General features: G+C 62.8%; 16 protein-coding genes. 7 read left to right on the top strand and 9 right to left on the bottom strand.

What is annotated here, in order from left to right; genetic code table 11:
* The first annotated feature begins 22 nt into the window (after nt 1-22).
* The 6 genes from LIY36_RS19560 (at nt 23) to LIY36_RS19535 (ending at nt 5,939) form a co-directional block, all read left to right on the top strand.
* A complete protein-coding gene (locus tag LIY36_RS19560) occupies nt 23-1,216 on the top strand; it encodes an SfnB family sulfur acquisition oxidoreductase (RefSeq protein WP_226456705.1) in 1,194 nt (397 codons plus the stop codon).
* Entirely contained in the window at nt 1,217-2,569 is a 1,353-nt protein-coding gene (locus tag LIY36_RS19555) for an LLM class flavin-dependent oxidoreductase (protein ID WP_226456703.1), read from the top strand.
* Between the two features lie 142 nt (nt 2,570-2,711).
* Nucleotides 2,712-3,527, top strand: coding sequence for a MetQ/NlpA family ABC transporter substrate-binding protein (locus tag LIY36_RS19550; RefSeq protein WP_226456702.1), 816 nt, complete (start codon nt 2,712-2,714; stop codon nt 3,525-3,527).
* Nucleotides 3,524-4,639, top strand: coding sequence for a methionine ABC transporter ATP-binding protein (locus LIY36_RS19545; RefSeq protein ID WP_226456701.1), 1,116 nt, complete (start codon nt 3,524-3,526; stop codon nt 4,637-4,639). Before LIY36_RS19550 ends, LIY36_RS19545 begins: the two co-directional genes overlap by 4 nt.
* Complete coding sequence (locus LIY36_RS19540; protein ID WP_017736886.1) at nt 4,629-5,273, top strand: methionine ABC transporter permease; 645 nt, start codon at nt 4,629-4,631, stop codon at nt 5,271-5,273. Before LIY36_RS19545 ends, LIY36_RS19540 begins: the two co-directional genes overlap by 11 nt.
* Before the next feature lie 39 nt (nt 5,274-5,312).
* Nucleotides 5,313-5,939 carry a class I SAM-dependent methyltransferase gene (locus LIY36_RS19535; RefSeq protein WP_226456700.1) on the top strand — a complete coding sequence of 209 codons (627 nt, stop codon included), beginning with the start codon at nt 5,313-5,315 and terminating at the stop codon, nt 5,937-5,939.
* Between the two features lie 99 nt (nt 5,940-6,038).
* Here the strand turns inward: LIY36_RS19535 and LIY36_RS19530 are convergent, their stop codons facing one another.
* The 4 genes from LIY36_RS19530 to LIY36_RS19515 all read right to left on the bottom strand — a co-directional run bounded on the left by LIY36_RS19530 (nt 6,039) and on the right by LIY36_RS19515 (nt 13,634).
* Nucleotides 6,039-8,213: a glycoside hydrolase gene (locus LIY36_RS19530; protein WP_226456699.1), complete on the bottom strand. Its 2,175-nt coding sequence runs from the start codon at nt 8,211-8,213 to the stop codon at nt 6,039-6,041.
* A gap of 215 nt (nt 8,214-8,428) precedes the next feature.
* Nucleotides 8,429-11,488, bottom strand: coding sequence for an efflux RND transporter permease subunit (locus tag LIY36_RS19525; protein ID WP_192298492.1), 3,060 nt, complete (start codon nt 11,486-11,488; stop codon nt 8,429-8,431).
* Nucleotides 11,485-12,555 carry an efflux RND transporter periplasmic adaptor subunit gene (locus LIY36_RS19520; RefSeq protein WP_226456698.1) on the bottom strand — a complete coding sequence of 357 codons (1,071 nt, stop codon included), beginning with the start codon at nt 12,553-12,555 and terminating at the stop codon, nt 11,485-11,487. Before LIY36_RS19520 ends, LIY36_RS19525 begins: the two co-directional genes overlap by 4 nt.
* Complete coding sequence (locus LIY36_RS19515) at nt 12,552-13,634, bottom strand: efflux RND transporter periplasmic adaptor subunit (protein WP_226456697.1); 1,083 nt, start codon at nt 13,632-13,634, stop codon at nt 12,552-12,554. The genes LIY36_RS19520 and LIY36_RS19515 overlap by 4 nt, the downstream gene beginning before the upstream one ends.
* 121 nt (nt 13,635-13,755) lie before the next feature.
* Here LIY36_RS19515 and LIY36_RS19510 point away from each other — a divergent pair, with 121 nt between their 5' ends.
* Complete coding sequence (locus tag LIY36_RS19510) at nt 13,756-14,916, top strand: AAA family ATPase (RefSeq protein WP_226456696.1); 1,161 nt, start codon at nt 13,756-13,758, stop codon at nt 14,914-14,916.
* A 134-nt stretch (nt 14,917-15,050) separates the two neighbouring features.
* On the opposite strand, the gene LIY36_RS19505 is transcribed toward LIY36_RS19510, so the two are convergent.
* The 5 genes from LIY36_RS19505 to LIY36_RS19485 all read right to left on the bottom strand — a co-directional run bounded on the left by LIY36_RS19505 (nt 15,051) and on the right by LIY36_RS19485 (nt 19,135).
* Nucleotides 15,051-15,905, bottom strand: coding sequence for a transporter substrate-binding domain-containing protein (locus tag LIY36_RS19505; RefSeq protein ID WP_226456695.1), 855 nt, complete (start codon nt 15,903-15,905; stop codon nt 15,051-15,053).
* Nucleotides 15,902-16,678, bottom strand: coding sequence for an amino acid ABC transporter ATP-binding protein (locus LIY36_RS19500; protein WP_192298497.1), 777 nt, complete (start codon nt 16,676-16,678; stop codon nt 15,902-15,904). The genes LIY36_RS19505 and LIY36_RS19500 overlap by 4 nt, the downstream gene beginning before the upstream one ends.
* Before the next feature lie 2 nt (nt 16,679-16,680).
* Complete coding sequence (locus tag LIY36_RS19495; RefSeq protein ID WP_226456694.1) at nt 16,681-17,334, bottom strand: amino acid ABC transporter permease; 654 nt, start codon at nt 17,332-17,334, stop codon at nt 16,681-16,683.
* Nucleotides 17,315-17,980 (bottom strand): amino acid ABC transporter permease, encoded by a 666-nt coding sequence (locus tag LIY36_RS19490; protein ID WP_226456693.1) that lies wholly within the window; start codon nt 17,978-17,980, stop codon nt 17,315-17,317. The genes LIY36_RS19495 and LIY36_RS19490 overlap by 20 nt, the downstream gene beginning before the upstream one ends.
* 372 nt (nt 17,981-18,352) lie before the next feature.
* Nucleotides 18,353-19,135, bottom strand: a complete 783-nt coding sequence (locus tag LIY36_RS19485; protein ID WP_226456692.1) for a MetQ/NlpA family ABC transporter substrate-binding protein — start codon at nt 19,133-19,135, stop codon at nt 18,353-18,355.
* Nucleotides 19,136-19,237: the final 102 nt, after the last annotated feature.

Here is a 19,237-nt window from a genome sequence, read left to right as displayed (position 1 = left end):
CGACCAGACCTCTGGAGCAACTATGACTTTCTCTGCAAACGTCGCGGTCATTACCAGCGACGAACAAGCACTCGTGGTCGCCAGCGACCTGGCTGAAGACTTCCGTCGCGACAGCGCCCAGCGCGACCGCGAACGCCGCCTGCCCCTGCCCGAACTGGACGTGTTCTCACGCTCCGGCCTGTGGGGCATCAGCGTGCCGAAAGAATACGGCGGCGCCGGCGTGTCCAACGTCACCCTGGCCAAGGTCATCGCGCTGATCGCCCAGGCGGACGCCTCCCTCGGCCAGATCCCGCAAAACCATTTCTACGCCCTGGAAGTGCTGCGCGTGAACGGCAGCCCGGCGCAGCAACAACGCCTGTATGCCGAAGTCTTGGCCGGCCAGCGCTTCGGCAATGCCCTGGCCGAACTGGGCACCAAGACCGCCCACGACCGCGTCACCGCGCTCACCCGCGACGGCGACGGTTTTCGCATCAGCGGCCGCAAGTTCTATTCCACCGGCGCGATCTACGCCCAGCGCATCCCCACTTCGGTGGTGGATGAACACGGCGTGCAGCAACTGGCCTTTGTCCCGCGTGACAGCGAGGGCCTGACGGTGATCGACGACTGGAGCGGCTTCGGCCAACGCACCACCGGCAGCGGTTCGGTGGTGTTCGACAACGTGTGGGTCGCCGCCGCCGACGTGATTCCGTTCCAGAGCGCGTTCGAACGCCCGACCACGGTTGGCCCGCTGGCGCAGATCCTGCACGCTGCCATCGACACCGGCATCGCCCGCGCCGCATTCGAGGATGCGCTGCACTTCGTGCGCACCAAGACCCGTCCGTGGATCGATGCCGGCAACGACAAAGCCAGCGAAGACCCCTTGACCCTGAAAAGCTTCGGCCACCTGAGCATCCGCCTGCACGCCAGCGAAGCCCTGCTGGAACGCGCAGGCGAATACCTCGACCGCGCCCAGGCCGAGAGCAACGCCCAGACCGTGGCGGCCGCCTCGATTGCCGTCGCCGAAGTGCGCGCCTTGAGCACCGAGATTTCCCTGGCCGCCGGCAGCACCCTGTTCGAACTGGCCGGCAGCCAGGCGACCCTGGCCGAGCACGGCCTCGACCGCCACTGGCGCAACGCCCGGGTGCACACCCTGCACGACCCGGTGCGCTGGAAGTACCACGCGGTGGGCAATTACTACCTCAACGATGCAAACCCGCCACTGCGGGGGACCATCTAAATGGCCAAGAAAAAAATCCTCCTCAATGCCTTCAACATGAACTGCATCGGGCATATCAACCACGGCATGTGGACCCACCCACGGGACACCTCGACCCAGTACAAGACCCTCGAGTACTGGACCGAGTTGGCGCAAACCCTCGAACGCGGGTTGTTCGACGGTTTGTTCATTGCCGACATCGTCGGCGTGTACGACGTGTATCAACACTCCATCGACGTGCCGCTCAAAGAGTCGATCCAATTGCCGGTGAATGACCCGCTGCTGCTGGTCTCGGCGATGGCTGCGGTGACGAAAAACCTCGGCTTCGGCCTCACCGCCAACCTCACCTACGAGCCGCCCTACCTGTTCGCCCGGCGCATGTCCACGCTGGACCACCTGAGCCGTGGCCGGGTCGGTTGGAACATCGTCACCGGCTACCTCGACAGCGCCGCCAAGGCCATGGGCCTCACCGAGCAGGTCGAGCATGACCGCCGCTACGACCAGGCCGACGAATACCTGGAAGTGCTCTACAAACTCTGGGAGGGCAGCTGGGAAGACGACGCCGTGCTCAACGATCCGCAGGCACGGGTGTATGCCCAGCCGGGCAAGGTGCACAAGGTCGAGCACCACGGCGAGTTCTATCAGGTGGACGGTTATCACCTGTGCGAGCCGTCGCCGCAACGCACGCCAGTGCTGTTCCAGGCCGGCAGTTCGGAACGTGGCTTGCTGTTCGCCGGGCGCCATGCCGAGTGTGTGTTCATCAGCGGGCAGAACAAGGCGTCGACCAAGGTCCAGGTGGACAAGGTCCGCGCCAGCGCCGTGGAAGCCGGGCGCAACCCGGACGACATCAAGGTGTTCATGGGCCTCAACGTGATCGTCGGCGCCACCGAGGAACTTGCCTGGCAGAAGCACGCCGAGTACCTCGGCTACGCCAGCGCAGAAGCCGGTGTGGCGCATTTTTCGGCGTCCACCGCGATTGATTTCTCCCAATACGCACTGGACGAACCGATCCAGTACGTGAAGAGCAACGCGATCCAGTCGGCCACCAAGAACCTGCAGAACAACGACTGGACCCGGCGCAAATTGCTCGAGCAGCACGCGTTGGGCGGACGCTATATCACCCTGGTCGGCTCGCCCGAACAGGTGGCGGATGAGCTGGAAGCGTGGATCAGCGAGACCGGGCTGGATGGCTTCAACCTGACGCGGATTGTCACGCCGGAAAGCTATGTGGACTTCATTGATCTGGTGGTGCCGGAGTTGCAGAAGCGGGGGTCGTACAAGACTGCTTATGAGACCGGCACGCTGCGCGAAAAAGTCTTCAACGCCAGCGCCAGACTTCCCCAACAGCACACCGGATCGACCTACCGACACTAACCCCTGTGGGAGCGGGCTTGCTCGCGAATGCGGTGTGTCAGTCGGCACATTCGCCAGCTGACACAGCGCATTCGCGAGCAAGCCCGCTCCCACATTTGAATCTCCATTGTTTGTACCAATACCTTATGACTGGACAATCACTATGAAAAAAACACTGCTCTCCCACCCAGTCAAAGCACTGGCCCTGGCCCTTGGCCTGTTCAGCTCGGCGGTCTTCGCCAGCGACGCACCGCTGAAAGTCGGCACCACCGCCGCCTTCGCCATCCCGCTGGAAGCCGCCGTCGCCGAAGCCGGCAAGCAAGGCCTGAAAGTCGAGCTGGTGGAGTTCACCGACTGGATCGCGCCCAACGTCAGCCTGGCCGCCGGTGACATCGACGTGAACTACTTCCAGCACATCCCGTTCCTGGAAAACGCCAAGGCCGCCGCCGGTTTTGACCTGGTGCCGTACGCGCCGGGGATCATCAACAACGTCGGCCTGTACTCGAAGCAATTCAAAAGCATCAACGACCTGCCCCAGGGCGCCAGCGTGGCCATCGCCAACGACCCGATCAACAGCGGCCGCGGCCTGCAATTGCTGGCCAAGGCGGGCTTGATCACCCTCAAGCCGGGCGTGGGCTACAAGGCCACCGAAGAAGACATCGTCAGCAACCCGAAAAAGCTCAAGATCCTGCAAGTCGAGGCGGTGCAACTGGTGCGCGCGTATGACGATGCCGACCTGGTGCAGGGCTACCCGGCGTACATCCGCCTGTCCAAGACCTTCGATGCCGAGTCGGCGCTGCTGTTCGACGGCCTCGACCACCCGGAATACGTGATCCAGTTCGTCACCCAGCCCAAGGGCACGAGCGACCCACGGGTGATCAAGTTCGTCGACATCTACCAGCACTCGCCGGTGGTGCGCGCCGCGTTGGATAAATCCCTGGGCAAGCTCTACCAGGTCGGTTGGGAAGCCAAGAAATGACCGCCGCCCACTCTCGACTGCGCGACCTGGGCACACCGCCCAGGGACGCCGAGCAGACCGAACTGCACCCGGCGCTGAACCGTGCCCATGTGCGCTTCATCAACCTGGGCAAGAGCTATGACGGCAAGGTGCATGCCTTGCAGGGTATCGACCTGGCGATCCAGCGCGGGGAAGTGTTCGGCATCATCGGCCGCAGCGGCGCGGGCAAGTCCTCGCTGATCCGCACCATCAACCGCCTGGAGCAACCCAGCAGCGGGCGGGTGCTGATCGATCAGGTGGACATCGGCGACTTCGACGAAGATCGCCTGGTGGCGCTGCGTCGGCGCATCGGCATGATCTTCCAGCACTTCAATTTGATGTCGGCCAAGACCGTGTGGCAGAACGTCGAATTGCCGCTCAAAGTCGCCGGTGTGCCCAAGCCCCAACGCGAACAGAAGGTGCGCGAGCTGCTGGAGTTGGTGGGTTTGCAGGACAAACACAAGGCTTACCCGGCGCAGCTCTCCGGCGGGCAGAAACAGCGGGTGGGCATCGCCCGTTCGCTGGTGCACGACCCCGAGATCCTGCTGTGCGACGAAGCCACTTCGGCCCTCGACCCGGAGACCACCCAGTCGATCCTCGGCCTGCTGCGCGAGATCAATCAGCGCCTGGGCCTGACCATCGTATTGATCACCCACGAGATGGCGGTGATCCGCGAGATCTGCGACCGCGTGGTGGTGCTGGAACACGGGCATATCGTCGAACAAGGCCCGGTGTGGCAGGTGTTCGGCGACCCGCAGCATGAGGTCAGCAAGACGCTGCTGGCGCCGCTGCAACACGGGCTGCCGCCAGAGCTGCAAGAGCGGCTGCAGGCCACGCCGGCGTCGGCCGCGGCGGCCGTGGTGCTGCGTTTGCAATTCACCGGCAGCGACACCGACGAGCCGGACCTGGCGGCACTGTTCGCTGCCCTCGGCGGGCGCGTGCGCTTGCTGCAAGGCGGCGTGGAGCGCATCCAGGGCCACGCGCTCGGGCAATTGTTGCTGGCGGTGAATGGCGCGCCCCACAGCGCCGACGAATTGCGCAACCGCGCCGCGAACTGGGCGCAACAGGTGGAGGTGCTGGGCTATGTGGTTTGATCGTTTGTTGCAGGGTGCCATCGACACCTTGCTGATGGTCGGTGTGTCGTCGTTGATCGCGCTGCTGGTGGGGATTCCGCTGGCGGTGTTCCTGGTCACCAGCGACAAGGGCGGCATCTACCAGGCGCCGGCGCTGAACCGTGTGTTGGGGGCGTTCGTCAATCTGTTCCGCTCGATTCCGTTCCTGATCCTGATGGTGGCACTGATCCCATTCACCCGGCTGATCGTCGGCACCACTTACGGCGTGTGGGCGGCGGTCGTACCGCTGACCATCGCCGCCACGCCGTTTTTTGCGCGGATTGCCGAGGTGAGCCTGCGTGAGGTCGATCACGGCTTGATCGAAGCCGCACAGGCCATGGGCTGCCGCCGCTGGCACATCATCTGGCACGTGCTGTTGCCGGAAGCGCTGCCGGGGATTGTCGGCGGCTTCACCATTACCTTGGTGACGATGATCAATTCGTCGGCCATGGCCGGTGCAATTGGCGCGGGAGGCTTGGGTGACATTGCCTACCGCTACGGCTACCAGCGCTTTGACACGCAGATCATGCTCACGGTGATTGTATTGCTGGTGGTGTTGGTGGCGTTCATTCAGCTGGGTGGCGATCGGTTGGCGCGGGTGCTCAACAAGCGGTGAGGTATAGTCGGGGCATTCCAGTGCCCGGTATTACCCGCCATGACGCTCAAGCCCGACGACCTCGACCAGATCACCTCCACCACCCTCGGCCACTACAACAAGGTGGCCGAGGACTTCCGCGAAGGCACCCGCGACCACGATGTGAGCCAGAACATCGATGCGCTGCTGCGGCATATCCAGGGTACGCCGCCGTTTACCGTGCTGGATTTCGGCTGCGGGCCGGGGCGCGACTTGCAGACTTTTACGCGCATGGGGCATATCGCCGTGGGCCTGGATGGCTCCGAGCGGTTCGCGCAGATGGCGCGCCAGGACAGTGGCTGCGAGGTGTTGCAGCAGGACTTTCTCAAGCTGGCGCTGCCGGCAGGACGCTTTGACGGGATTTTCGCCAATGCGGTGCTGTTCCATATTCCCAAGCAGGAACTGCCGCGTGTGCTCAAGCAGCTGCATGGGGCGTTGAAGCCTGGGGGCGTGTTGTTCAGCTCCAACCCGCGCGGGGATAACCAGGAAGGTTGGAATGGTCCGCGGTATGGGTCTTATCACGATCTTGAGGCGTGGCAGGCATTGCTGGCTGAGGCCGGGTTTGTGGAGTTGGAACATTACTACCGGCCGGCGGGGCTGCCCCGAGAGCAGCAACCCTGGTTGGCCAGTGTGTGGCGCAGGCTTTAGGGGTGTCTGGTCTGGCGCCTTCGCGGGCAAGTCCGCTCCCACATTTGACCGAGTTCCAATGTGGGAGCGGGCTTGCCCGCGAAGCTCTCAAAGACACCGCTAATCGACCTGATACACCACCGGTTTCTCACCCACCACTAACGCCGTAACACTGCTCGCGGCATAACCCTCTCTCGCGACCGCCGCAAAATTCGCCACCAACCGCGTGCCATCCGCAAAGGTGGTCTCCTGCACCTGCCGATCGTCCGTCAGCCAGCGGAACCCGGTCATCGCCTGGGTCGCCAAGCGCTGGTGCAGCGGCCGGAAAAACCGGTCCTGGCGCTGGATCAGCGGCAGCCGCTGCTCAACCGTCGACGCACTCAGGTGATACAGCGGCGGCACGTTGTAGAGCAGCTGCGTCAGCTCGTTCGCCGCCTGCACATTGCTCAGTTTCAGGCTGTCGAACAGCCAGTGGTGCGTGGTGATCACCGAGCCATGGAACACCGCCTGATACAGCGGCAAGCGCATGCCTGGCTCGAAATGCACGGTGCGAAACGGTTCCTTGAGCGGCACCGGCTTGAAGAACACCGTCGGTTGCTCCGGCGGGAACCAATTGCCGACGTAATAGGGCGACTGCTTGTCCTGGGTCATCGCTTGATCACCCCAGCCAATCACCGGCGTTTGCATGCCATGGGCAAACAGGATGCCCTGGGCCGTGATCGCATTGCCGTCTTCGGAACCTGTGGGCAACTTGAGCGTGGTGTTCAGCCAGCGCGAAGCATCGATGTTGCCAGCGGCATTTTGCGCCTGGGTCATGGGCGCGCCGTTGCGATAGCTGTCGAAAACCATGCCGGTGGCGTAGGCATCAAGGAACCAGGCGTTGAAACCGGCCTTGACCTGCACGGCCTGCGCCCGTGCTTCGAGCAGGGGGCGCACGCAGCGCGGGTCGGTGTAGTGGCCGGATTGCTGGAAGCCGGCCTTGAGCTTGCCGTTCTTCAACACGATCGCGCAGTCGCGGTAGGCCTGGCGGCCCAGGTGGGCGGTGGTCCAGTCCGGGTTTTCGCTGGCGGACAACGCGGTTTCATAGGAGTCGTACGGCGCCATCAGAAACCCGGCGTCGACCCCGGCGCGGATCGCTTCCGGGTGCCAGAGGCCGCCTTCCCAACCGTCGCCCAGGGTCAGCAACAAGCGCGTAAGACCCGCATCGCGCAGCGCTTGAACCGTCTGGCTGCCCCAGCGTTCAGGACGCTCGCTCAACGCCCCGGCAAACGCCACCGCCAGCTCATTGCGCAGCTCGCCATAACGCGAGGCGAGGCGGGTCATATCCGGTTCATCCACCTGCCAACTCTGGCGGGCTTTGGTGTTGATGGCGGCGTTGAGGCCGCGCAACAGCACGGTCTGTTCATAGCGGTTCAACACACGGGGTTGCGCGAGAATCTGCGCGGCTTCCTTGTCCAGCAACCCCTTGAGTTCGTGCCCGCGCAGCCGCTGGATCAGCAGCGGCCAGTCGCGCACATCCTCCGGCGCCAGCAGGTCATTGCCCCACAGGTAGACGTGACTGGCGCCCAGCAGCTTCTCGGCCTCGGGGGTTTGCCGCAGCTTGTCCGCCAGCGGCTCGTAACGGCCCAGCTCCACCCGCCATTGGCGATAACGCTTGGCGCCGGCCAGCGGATCGGCATCGCCCAGGTGCAACACCAAGGTCATCGGCGCGGAGGGGTCCAGCGCGGTGAATTCGTGGGCCACCGACAACGCCAGCGCGTCTTTCCAGCTCAGGCGGTTGTTGTAAGGATTGGTCAATAGCCAGTTCAAGGTGAAGGCACCGTGGTCCATGCCCCACAAGGGCAGGCTGAGGTCCTGGGTGGTGTTGAGGTCGCCCTGTTCCACCAGAAAGGCTCTCCAGACGGCATTGTCGGCGGGCACGTAATGCCCTTCGGCCAACGGCCAGATCAGGCCCTTGCCGAGGGCGCTGGCGGGTTGTTGAAGGATCGTTAATTCACCCGGTTCGCGTGCGGTGATGGCAAGCATCAGGTCGCGTTGCGCAAGGCTGGCCGTGACGCGAAAGGCTCCCCACTGCCAACTGGCTTGCTGGGCGCTCTGCGCGAGATCGCTGACCGCGCGTGCGGCAACGCCGCTAGAGGCCTGTACCGGCGCCTGGCCGTTGGGCGTGGCACGGATGGCGAGGGTCGCGGGGTCGAGTTCGATACGCCATAGCGGGTTTTCGAGGACGGTGCTGGCAAGGGCCAGCGGGGAGATGAGGAATGTACAGAGCAGCAAAAGGTGACGATGCCAGTTCATTTTCTTCGACCGTTTGAGGTGAAGGTCGAGAGGGTAGAACACTGCACAGCCTCAAACGACCGCAGTCAATATTTCAGGAGGTTTCCCACAAACCAAAAGGCATGCGGAGACCCAAATGTGGGAGCGGGCTTGCCCGCGAAGGCGGTGGATCAGTCAGCACACTTCTAACTGACAGACCGCTTTCGCGGGCAAGCCCGCTCCCACATTTTTTGACCTTATTCGGCCTGTTGCTCCTGTTTCGGCTCGCGGATCTTGTACCAGGCCACATACAGCGCCGGCAGGAACAACAGGGTCAACAACGTGGCAATGATGATCCCGCCAATCATCGCGTAGGCCATCGGCCCCCAGAACACTTCGCGGGCGATGGGGATCATGCCCAGGCTCGCCGCCGCCGCCGTCAGCAGGATCGGTCGACGTCGATGTTCGGTGGCCTCCACCACCGCATCCCACGGGGTAAAACCCGCCTGCTCATATTCATCGATCTGCGTCACCAGGATCACCGAGTTGCGGATGATGATGCCGATCAGCGCGAGGATGCCGAGGATCGCCACAAACCCCATCGGCGTGCCCGTGGGGATCAGCGCCAACACCACGCCGATCAGCCCCAGCGGCGCGACGCTCGCCACCAGGAACATCTTCTGCACGCTGTGCAACTGGATCATCAGGAACGTCGCCATCAGGAACAACATCAACGGCACCACGCTGGCAATCGGGCCTTGGGCCTTGCCGCTTTCTTCCACGGTGCCGCCGGTGGCGACCTTGTAGCCCACCGGCAAACCGGCGCTGAATTTTTCGATGGTTGGCGCCAGCTGTTTGACCAAGTCGGTGGGCTGCATCTCATCGCGCACCGAGGCCTTGATGGTGATGGTCGGCTTGCGGTCGCGGCGCCACACCAGCGGTTGCTCCAGCTCATAGCGCACGGTGGCGAACGCCAAAAGCGGGATAGAGGTGCCGTTGGGCGTGACGATCTGCAGGTTCTGCAAGGTTTCCGGCGTACCGCGCTCGGCGTCTTCGGCACGGCCGACCACATTGATCAGGTAGATGTCGTCGTGCACCTGGGTCACGGACGCGCCACTGACCACGCTGTTCATCAGTTGCGCGACGTCTTCCGAAGAAAACCCCAACTGCCGCGCCTTGTCCTGGGCGATGTCCACCCGCAGCACTTTGCCTGGCTCGTTCCAGTCGTAAATGATCTCGCCCAGGTGCGTATTTTTGTCCAGTAAGGTCGCCAGCTCGATCGCGTGTTTGCGCACCTGGTCGGTGTCTTTGCCCGACACCCGATACTGAATCGGCCGCCCCACCGGCGGGCCCATTTCCAGCGGCTGCACAAAGCTGCCGATACCGACGAAGTCGTCGCGCAGGCGCTTTTGCAGACGCGCGATCAGGGCGCCGCGCTCTTCCAGGCCTTTGCTCACGATCACCAACTGCGCGTAGTAGGGGTTCTCCAGTTGCTGGTCCAGCGGCAGGTAGAAACGGATCGCGCCCTGGCCGATATAGGTGCTCCAGCGGGCAATGTCCGGGTCGTCCTTGATGATCGCCTCAAGACGGTCCACGGCGCGGCGCGTCTCATTGATCGAGGCGTTTTGCGGCAGGTTGAGGTCAACCAGGATCTCCGGGCGGTCCGACGACGGAAAGAACTGGTTCTGCACAAACTGCATGGAAAACACCGACGCCACGAACAACGCCACGGTGATGCCGATAGCCCACCAACGGTTGCGCATGGCCCACAGCATGCCGCCGTTGAACGCGCGGCCAATCCGCCCCGGCTCGGCATCGTGGGGTTTCACTTTGGCGCTGAGGATATGCACGCCAATCACCGGCGCAAACAGCACCGCCACCACCCAGGACACCAGCATCGCCACGGCAATCACCGCGAACAGGGTGAAGGTGTACTCGCCCGCCGAGCTGGCATTGAGGCCGATCGGCACGAAGCCGGCGACCGTCACCAAGGTGCCGGTGAGCATCGGAAACGCCGTCGACGTGTAGGCGTAAGTCGCCGCCTGTTCCTTGGTTTCGCCTTTTTCCAGGCGCGTGATCATCATCTCCACGGTGATCATCGCGTCGTCCACCAACAGGCCGAGGGCGATGATCAACGCGCCCAACGACACACGCTGCATGGTGATGCCGCTGTATTCCATGAACACGAACACCAGCGCCAGCACCAATGGAATCGAGCACGCCACCACCAGCCCGGCGCGCAGGCCGAGGCTGATAAAACTCACCACCAGCACGATGATCACGGCTTCGAACAACGCGCTGGTGAAGCCGCCGACAGCCTCCTCCACCACTTCGGCCTGGTCAGACACCTTGTGCACGCCGACGCCCACCGGCAGGTCGGCGGTCAGCTCATCCATGCGCCCGTGCAGGGCCGCGCCGAACGCCTGGATATTGCCGCCCTTCTGCATGGCGATGGCCAGGCCGATTGCCGGTTGGCCGTTGAACCGGAACAGCGGCCGCGCCGGGTCGACGTAGCCACGGCTGATCTCGGCAATGTCCGCCAGCCGGTAAAAACGATCGTTGAGCCGCAGATTGACGTCGGCCAGGTCCTTCTCCGAGGCGAACTGCCCCGAAGTGCGCACGGAAATCCGCTCCGGCCCGGCCTCAATCACCCCGGCGGGCGTCACCGCGTTCTGCGATTGCAGGCTCTGCACCACTTGGCGCTGATCGATGCCCAGCGCGGCGAGTTTGCGCGTGGAGAAGTTCAGGTAAATCACTTCGTCCTGCTGGCCGATCATCTCGACCTTGCCCAGCCCCGGCACCGAACGGATCTCGGCGCGCACCTGCTCGACGTAGTCGCGCAACTGGCGCATCGACAGGCCGTCGCCGGTAAACGCGTAGACCGAGCCGAACACATCACCGAACTCGTCGTTGAACGACGGCCCCTGCAAACCCTGGGGAAAGGTGCCGCGAATGTCGTCGATCTTCTTGCGCACCTGGTACCAGATTTCCGGGATGGCCTTGGCGCTGGTGGTGTCCTTCAAGAAGACGAACACCGTGGACTCGCCCGGCCGCGTGTAGCTTTTCACGTAGTCGAGGGAGTCGAGTTCCTCAAGTTTTTTCTCGATGCGGTCGGTGACCTGCTTGAGGGTTTCTTCCTGGGTCGCGCCCGGCCAGCGGGTCTGGATCACCATGGTTTTGATGGTGAAGGAAGGGTCTTCCTCGCGGCCCAGGTTCATGTAGGAGAACACGCCCATCAGCAGCGCGACGAACATCAGGTACCAGACGAAGGACTGATGCTTGAGCGCCCAGTCGGATAAGTTGAAGCTGCCTTTCATCGCGGGCTGTCCTCGTCGATTTTGACTTTCTGCCCGGGTTTCAGGCTGTTCACGCCGGCGGTGACGATACGTTCACCGGGCTGTACGCCGCCGCTGAGCACGGCGCTGCTGGCGTCACGGCTGATGACGTTGACCTCACGCGGCTGTACGGTCTGGTTCTGGGTGTCGAGCAGCCAGATGCGGCTCTTGCCGTCGACCTGCTGCAAGGCGCTCAGGGGCAGTTCGATACGCGGCGCGATGGCGCTGCTCAAGGTCACGCTGATCGCTGTGCCGAGGCGGAACGCGGGCGGCGTCTCGGCCAGGCTCAGGCGCGCGCGACGGGTGCGGGTGGCGCTTTGGGCCTGGGGTTCGATCTCGCGCACGATGGCGGTGGTGTTGACGCTCGGGTCCAGTTGCCCGGCAACCAGGAACACCACGTCATGGGGCAGCCGCTCGGCGAGGCCTGCGGGCAGGTCGATCACCGCTTCCTTGATGTCCGGGCGCGCCAGGGTCACCACTTGCTGGCCGGCGCTGACCACCTGGCCGGCCTCGGCGCTCCACGCGGTGACGATGCCACCGTGGTCGGTGCGCAACTCGGCGTAGTTGAGCTGGTCCTTGGCCTGGTTGACGGCGGCCTGGGCTTGATCGAGGGAGGCCTGGGTGGTTTTCAGGTCGGTCTGGGCGATGTCCAGCTGGGCCTGGGCGCCGACGCCACGGTTGAACAGTTCCTGCTGGCGCCGCGCGTTGGCCTGGGCATTGATGTATTGCGCCTGCACGCGCGCCAGGTCGCCTTGGGCGGCGCGCAGTTGGTTTTGCTGGTCGGTGGGGTCGAGGACGGCGAGCAAGGCGCCCTTCTCCACCTCTGCGCCGACATCCACGGCACGCCGGGCGATACGGCCGGGCACACGGAACCCCAGGTTGCTTTCATAGCGGGCCTGGATAGTGCCGGCGAAGCGGCCGAGGGTTTCCTGGTCTTCGGCTTTCACTTCCATGGACAGCACCGGGCGCACGGGCTCGGGCGCGGGTTCCTGCTTGGAGCACGCCGCCAGCAACAGGCTGGCGGCGAGTATGGCCGTCAGGTGCTTCATGGCTGGGCTCCTTGCTGGGCGATCTCGACGAGCATGCCGGGGTGCAGCAGTTGCCCACCGGCCACCACGACTTTTTCGCCGCCCTTGAGGCCGTCGCCGATGATGACTTTGCCGGTGAGATACCGCGCCACGCTGACCTTGTGCAACTGCGCCTTGCCGTCGCCGTCGACCAACCAAACAGCCGGTTCGTTGAGGTCTTTGGTCAGGGCTGACCAGGGCAACTCGATGCTGGGCCTGGCCGGGCCACTGGCGGTGGCGCTGACCACCGAGCCGAGTTGCATGCCCTTGGGCAGCGCCTCCAGGGCAATCTTCACCTGAACGGTGCCGGTGTTGGCGGCCACGGCCGGGGTGACTTCGCGGACTTTGCCTTGGGCCTTGATGCTGGGGTTTTCCAACAGGCTGACAGTGATCGGCGCATCCGGCGGCGGCTCCATCAGCAGCGATTCATACACGTTGAACACCGCATCGCGTTCGCCGTCGCGGGCCAGGCTGAAGATCGGCACGGTGGCCTGCACCACTTGGCCGACTTCGGCCTGACGCGCAGTGATCACGCCCGGTGCCTCAGCGATCAACGCGGTGTAGCCCAGTTGTTCGCGGGCGTTGGCCAATTGGGCTTGCGCGGCGGCCAGGGCGCTTTGGCTGCTGCGCAGCGCGGCCTGGGCGGCGTCGTATTCGCTACGGCTGGTGTAGCCCTTGGGCAGCAGCTTTTCCTGGCGCACAAAGGCGGCGGCCGTCTGCTTGACCCGCGCCTGCTCGGCCACGACCTGGGCCTGGGCGGAATCAACGTTGGTCTGCAAATCCTTGGGATCGAGCTTGGCCAGCACCTGCTTGGCGCTGACGCGGTCACCCACGTCGACCAGGCGCTGGATGATCTTGCCGCCGACGCGGAACGACAGGTCGGTTTGCACACGGGCCTGGATGTCGCCGGTGAGGGTGACCGCTGCGGCGAAATCCGCCGGTTGCACGGTTTGGACAAAGACCCGTGAATGCTGTTTGGGCTCGGCCTTTTCCTCACCGCAACCGCTTAACAGCGTCAGTAGGCCAAGTCCGAAAATACAGGTGCAAATACGACCGCCCATGCAGGCTCCTTTGCGTGATGCGATAAACCAGATGTGTATGCGACTGTGAGCTTAGTTGAGGGTTCCTAAACTGCATGCAGGCTCCCATACTCCAGCGGTTCCCCCCATTGATTGAAGACCCATGCTCAAGACCCTCGCGGTGGCCAATTACCGCTCGATCAATAAATTGGTGGTGCCCCTGGACCGCTTGAATCTGATCACCGGCCCCAATGGCTCCGGCAAGTCCAACTTGTACCGCGCCCTGCGCCTGCTGGCCGAAACCGCCCAGGGCGGGGTAATCAATGCACTGGCCCGTGAGGGCGGGCTGGATTCGACCTTCTGGGCCGGGCCGGAGACTATCACCCGACGCATGCGCAACGGCGAGGCGCCAATAGAGCCCACCGTGCGCCATAAGGTCAAACGCCTGCGCCTGGGATTTGCCGCCGAAGATTTCAGCTACGCGATCTCCCTGGGCCTGCCGGAACTGACCCAGTCCTATTTTTCCATGGACCCTGAAGTAAAAAAGGAATGCATCTGGGCCGGCCATGTCTACCGCCCGGCCAGCCTGCTGGTGCAACGTTCCGGGCCGATGGTGCGTGCCCGCGACGGCCGCGCCTGGGATGTAGTGGCCCAACACACGCCGAATTACCACAGCCTGTTCGATCAGGTCGGCAGCCTGCGCGGCTCGCCGGAAGTGCTGTTGCTGCGCGAAAGCATTCGCGGTTGGCGCTTTTATGATCACTTTCGCAGCGACGTGGACGCGCCGGTGCGCCAACCGCAACTAGGGACGCGCACGCCGGTGCTGCACCATGACGGGCGCGACTTGGCGGCGGCGTTGCAGACCATCTGCGAAATCGGCGACCCCGAGGCGTTGCAGAACGCGGTCAGCGATGCGTTTCCCGGCGCACGCCTGAACATCCAGCCGTTACAGGGCGGGCGTTTTGCAATTGAGTTTTATCAAGAGGGCTTATTGCGGCCGTTGTCGGCGGCGGAGTTGTCCGACGGCACCTTGCGTTATCTGCTGCTGATTGCTGCACTGCTGACGCCACGGCCACCGACCATGATGGTGCTGAACGAGCCGGAAACCAGCTTGCACCCGGATCTGTTGCCGGCGTTGGCGCGCTTGATTATCCAGGCGTCGCGCCAGTGCCAGGTATGGGTGGTGTCCCATGCCAGCCGGTTGATTGCGGCGTTGCAGCAGGATGAGGGGTGCAATTCGATTGTGCTGGAGAAGGTGTTGGGGGAGACCCAGATTGTGGGGCAGGGGATTCTGGATGCGCCGGCTTGGCATTGGCCGGAGTAAGTTGTGACTGGGAGGGCCTCTTCGCGAGCAAGCCCGCTCCCACATTTGACCGAGTTCTTCCTTTGGAATGCGGGAAAATGTGGGAGCGGGCTTGCTCGCGAAAGCGGTAGTTCAGTCACCACAAAAGCAAAGGATCAACCCTGCCACTTACCGCCTTCAACAATCACGCTCTCAGGCTTGGTGTCATCGCTCAGCTCTTTACGCACATATTGGTCATACAGCTTGAGCAGGAACTTCTCCTCACCCAACTTCGCCAACTCGGCATTCACCCAGTCACGCAGCTCAACGTTGCCCTTCTTCACCGCCGGCGCAATCGGCGCTTCATCGCCGAGCTTCTCTTCCAGCACGCGGTAACCCGGGTTCTGCTTGGCCCAGCTGAACAGCACCAGGTTGTCTTGCGCATAAGCGTCACCACGACCCGCCGACAACGCTTGCAGCGACTCGGAGTTTTTCTCGAACTTGAGCAGTTTCCAGTCCGGGTGGTTCTTGGTCAGCCAGATGTCGGCGGTGGTGCCGGTGGTCACGATGGTGGTGCGGGTCGCCAGGTCATCCAGGCTTTTCACCGCGCTGTCGTTGGGCACCAGGGCCTGTACCGCGACTTTCAGGTTGGGGTTGGTGAAGTCCACCGCTTCCTTGCGCTCCGGCGTCACGGTCATGTTGGCGAGGATCAGGTCGACCTTGTCGCTTTGCAGGAACGGAATGCGGCTGGCCGGCTCGACCGCGACGAATTCCACCTTGTTTTCATCGCCCAGCAGATCCTTGGCGAATTGGCGGCCGATGTCGGTATCGAAGCCAACGTAGCGTCCGGCTTCGTTGACGAAGCCGAACGGCGGCTTGTCGGTGAACACGCCGACGATCAGCTTGTCGCGCGCCTTGATCTTGTCGATGTAGCTCGTGGCAGCGGCGACGGGTTTGGTCGGCTCTTCGGCCTTTTTATCGCAGCCGGCCAGTACGGCGACGGCCAACAGTGGCAGCAGTAGTTTTTTCATAGCAGCTCCAGTTCCTTGGTTTTCTTGGGCAGTGTTGAGACAAAGGAGAACTTCTCCAGGAACTGCTGCGCGCGTGCGGTTTGCGGGTTCGTAAAGAATTCTTCGGGGGTGTTGTGTTCGAGGATGCGCCCGGCCTCCATAAACACCACGCGGTCGGCGACGGCGCGGGCGAAGGCCATTTCGTGGGTGACGATCAGCAGGGTCATGCCATCGCGGGCCAGGCCCTGGATCACTTCCAGCACTTCCTTGACCATTTCCGGGTCGAGGGCAGCGGTGACTTCGTCAAACAGCATGACTTGCGGGTTCATGCACAACGAACGGACGATGGCGATGCGTTGCTGCTGGCCGCCGGAGAGCTGGCGCGGGAAGGCGTCGCGCTTGTCGGCCAGGCCGACGCGTTCGAGGAGTTTTTCGGCTTGCTCGCGGGCTTCGCGGGGGTCACGTTTTTGCACTTTCAGCGGGCCGAGCAGGATGTTGTCGAGCACGCTCATGTGCGGGAACAGGTGGTAACTCTGGAACACCATGCCGATGTCCTGGCGCACCTGGCGCCAGTCGGTGCTTGTGTCCAACAGCTCGTTGCCGGCAAAACGCAGGCTACCGCTGTGGGCCACTTCCAGCCCGTTCAGGCAGCGCAGCAAGGTGCTTTTGCCGCAGCCGCTGGGGCCGAGGATCACCACGACTTCGCCGCTGCGCACACGCAAGTCGATGCCCTTGAGCACCTGCGTTTCGCCGAAGAATTTGTTGAAACCCTGAAACTCGATCAATGCGCTCATGCTTAGGCCCAGCGCCGTTCCAGCACCTTGGAGGCGGCCGACAACGGGTAGCAGATAAAGAAGAAAAACAGAAACAGCACGCCGTAAATCAGCACGGATTCGTAGGTGCGTTCGATGATTTGCTGACCGACCTTGATCACGTCCACCACGCCGATCAGCACCGCCAGGGAACTGGTCTTGATGATGCGCGTGTAGACGTTGATGGTCGGCGGCGTCATGCGCTTGAGCGCCTGGGGCAGCAGCACATAGCCGTACAGCTGCGGGCCGGACAGGCCAATCGACAAGCCCGCCTCTCGCTGGCCACGGGGCAGCGAATGCAACGCGCCGCGCACCACTTCGCCGACTTCACTGGCCCCCCACAGCGACAGCACCAGCACCGCACACCAGAAGCTCGGAATGCTCAGGCCGAAGAAAATCGGCAGGCCGAAAAACAGCAGGTACAGCCACACCAGCACCGGGATCGCGCGAAACAGCTCCAGGTACACCCGCAACACCGCGTTGAGCAGACGCTTGTTCAAGCTGCGCAACACGCCATACACCACGCCGCCGACGGTGCTGAAGGCGATGCTCAAGAAGGAGATCGACAGGGTTTGCGCAGCGCCCTTGCCCAGTTGCGGCAACGACACCCACAGCAACTCAAGACCCGAACTGGCCATGCTGGAGCCTCCTTTCCAGGCGGCTGAGCAGCAGCGACAGCGGCAAGAACAGCAACACGCAGATCAGCGTCAGCACGGCGAGCATCTCGTAGGTCTTGTAGTAGAGCGCGATGTAGCTTTTGGTGGTGTAGAGAATCTCTGGCACCGCCACGGCGGACACCACGGTGGTCTCCTTGAGCAGGAAGATGAAATTGGCGAACAGCGCCGGCAGGCTGAGAATGCCGGCCTGGGGCAGGATCACGTGGCGCAGCAGTTGCCAGTTGGACAGGCCGATGGACTTGCCCGACTCGATCTGCGCCAGCGGCACCGCTTCCACCCCGGCACGCAGTACTTCGGTGAGGTAGGCGCCGCCGAGGAACGTCATGGTGATGATCGCCGCCCAGAACCCGGAGATATTCAAGCCCAGGGCCGGCAGCGCGAAGTAGACGAAAAACAGTTGGATCAGCAGCGGCGTGTTGCGCGCCAGCTCCACGTACAGCGCCACCAGGCGCGACAGGTAGGGCGTGCGGAACACCAGCAGCGCAGCGTTGATCAGTGCCACCAGCAGCGAGGTGGCAATGGCGATCAGGCCGACTTGCAGCGTCACCCCGACGGCGTTGAGAAACGCCGGTAGGGTGCTGAGGATAAACGCGAAATCGAAGGTCATCGGAAGTCCAAAACGCCACAGGGGTAATGCGGCGTGCGCGGTTCGAGCCGGCGTGGGTAACGCCGGGTAGCGCAGACTTTAAAGGCATAAAAAAGAAATTTTAAATACCCAAATAGCATATTCATATCACGCAAAAAGCTAACCCTCTCAGGCCTGCAAAAATCCCCTGTGGGAGCGGGCTTGTGTGGGAGCGGGCTTGCTCGCGAAAGCGGTGTATCAGTCAGCACATCAGTAACTGACAGACTGCATTCGCGAGCAAGCCCGCTCCCACACAAGCCAGCTCTCACAGTTTTGCCTGTATCCAGGCAATAAAAAACGCCGACGCTTTACCAGCCGTCGGCGTTGAAACCTTGAAGGGGGTTTTGGGTTACATCAGAACGCCGGCAGCACAGCGCCGCTGTACTTCTTCTCGATGAACGCTTTGACTTCCGGGCTGGTCAGGGCCTTGGACAGTTTCTGGATCGCATCGCTGTCCTTGTTGTCCGGGCGCGCCACCAGGTAGTTCACGTACGGAGAATCGGCACCTTCGATCAACAGCGCGTCTTTGGCTGGGTTCAGACCGGCTTCCAGGGCGTAGTTGGTGTTGATCAGGTCCAGGTCAACCTGGTCCAGCACGCGTGGCAGTAGGGCCGATTCCAGCTCTTTGAATTTCAGGTTTTTCGGGTTGCTGGCGATGTCTTTCGGCGTGGCCAGGGCGTTTTTCGGGTCTTTGAGGGTAATCACGCCAGCCTTTTGCAGCAGCAACAGGGCGCGGCCGCTGTTGGAGCCTTCGTTCGGGATGGCCACGGTGGCGCCATCTTTCAGCTCGGAGATGTTCTTGATCTTTTTCGAGTAGGCACCGAACGGTTCAACGTGTACGCCGACCACGGTGGTCAGGTTGGTGCCTTTACCTTTGTTGAAGTTTTCCAGGTACGGCAGGGTCTGGAAGTAGTTGGCGTCCAGACGCTTCTCGGCCACTTGTACGTTGGGCTGTACGTAGTCGGTGAAGACTTTGATCTGCAGGTCCACGCCTTCTTTGGCCAGGGTCGGCTTGATCAGTTCGAGGATCTCCGCGTGCGGGATCGGGGTGGCAGCAACCACCAGCTTCTCGTTGGCCTGGGCGAAGCTTGCAGTCAGGGCAGCCGTCAGTGCGGTAAACAACAGAACCTTTTTCATGCAGTGTCCTTAATTCCGGGGCGTCGGTGACGGCCGCTTGTTATGTGGTGTGCCAGCGATGTGCTATCGCGGCGTGAAGCGGACAATACCTAGATTTTTTAT

Origin of the sequence: Pseudomonas sp. AF03-9 (genome assembly GCF_020515815.1) — a bacterium.
Taxonomy (GTDB): domain Bacteria; phylum Pseudomonadota; class Gammaproteobacteria; order Pseudomonadales; family Pseudomonadaceae; genus Aquipseudomonas.
This window is presented reverse-complemented; position numbering and strand designations above follow the sequence as displayed.

Excerpts from the sequence above, each read along its gene's own strand:
- LIY36_RS19560 (WP_226456705.1), top strand. The coding sequence starts at position 23 with ATGACTTTCTCTGCAAACGTCGCGGTCATTACCAGCGACGAACAAGCA.
- LIY36_RS19555 (WP_226456703.1), top strand. The coding sequence starts at position 1,217 with ATGGCCAAGAAAAAAATCCTCCTCAATGCCTTCAACATGAACTGCATC.
- LIY36_RS19550 (WP_226456702.1), top strand. The coding sequence starts at position 2,712 with ATGAAAAAAACACTGCTCTCCCACCCAGTCAAAGCACTGGCCCTGGCC.
- LIY36_RS19545 (WP_226456701.1), top strand. The coding sequence starts at position 3,524 with ATGACCGCCGCCCACTCTCGACTGCGCGACCTGGGCACACCGCCCAGG.
- LIY36_RS19540 (WP_017736886.1), top strand. The coding sequence starts at position 4,629 with ATGTGGTTTGATCGTTTGTTGCAGGGTGCCATCGACACCTTGCTGATG.
- LIY36_RS19535 (WP_226456700.1), top strand. The coding sequence starts at position 5,313 with ATGACGCTCAAGCCCGACGACCTCGACCAGATCACCTCCACCACCCTC.
- LIY36_RS19530 (WP_226456699.1), bottom strand. The coding sequence starts at position 8,213 with ATGAACTGGCATCGTCACCTTTTGCTGCTCTGTACATTCCTCATCTCC.
- LIY36_RS19525 (WP_192298492.1), bottom strand. The coding sequence starts at position 11,488 with ATGAAAGGCAGCTTCAACTTATCCGACTGGGCGCTCAAGCATCAGTCC.
- LIY36_RS19520 (WP_226456698.1), bottom strand. The coding sequence starts at position 12,555 with ATGAAGCACCTGACGGCCATACTCGCCGCCAGCCTGTTGCTGGCGGCG.
- LIY36_RS19515 (WP_226456697.1), bottom strand. The coding sequence starts at position 13,634 with ATGGGCGGTCGTATTTGCACCTGTATTTTCGGACTTGGCCTACTGACG.
- LIY36_RS19510 (WP_226456696.1), top strand. The coding sequence starts at position 13,756 with ATGCTCAAGACCCTCGCGGTGGCCAATTACCGCTCGATCAATAAATTG.
- LIY36_RS19505 (WP_226456695.1), bottom strand. The coding sequence starts at position 15,905 with ATGAAAAAACTACTGCTGCCACTGTTGGCCGTCGCCGTACTGGCCGGC.
- LIY36_RS19500 (WP_192298497.1), bottom strand. The coding sequence starts at position 16,678 with ATGAGCGCATTGATCGAGTTTCAGGGTTTCAACAAATTCTTCGGCGAA.
- LIY36_RS19495 (WP_226456694.1), bottom strand. The coding sequence starts at position 17,334 with ATGGCCAGTTCGGGTCTTGAGTTGCTGTGGGTGTCGTTGCCGCAACTG.
- LIY36_RS19490 (WP_226456693.1), bottom strand. The coding sequence starts at position 17,980 with ATGACCTTCGATTTCGCGTTTATCCTCAGCACCCTACCGGCGTTTCTC.
- LIY36_RS19485 (WP_226456692.1), bottom strand. The coding sequence starts at position 19,135 with ATGAAAAAGGTTCTGTTGTTTACCGCACTGACGGCTGCCCTGACTGCA.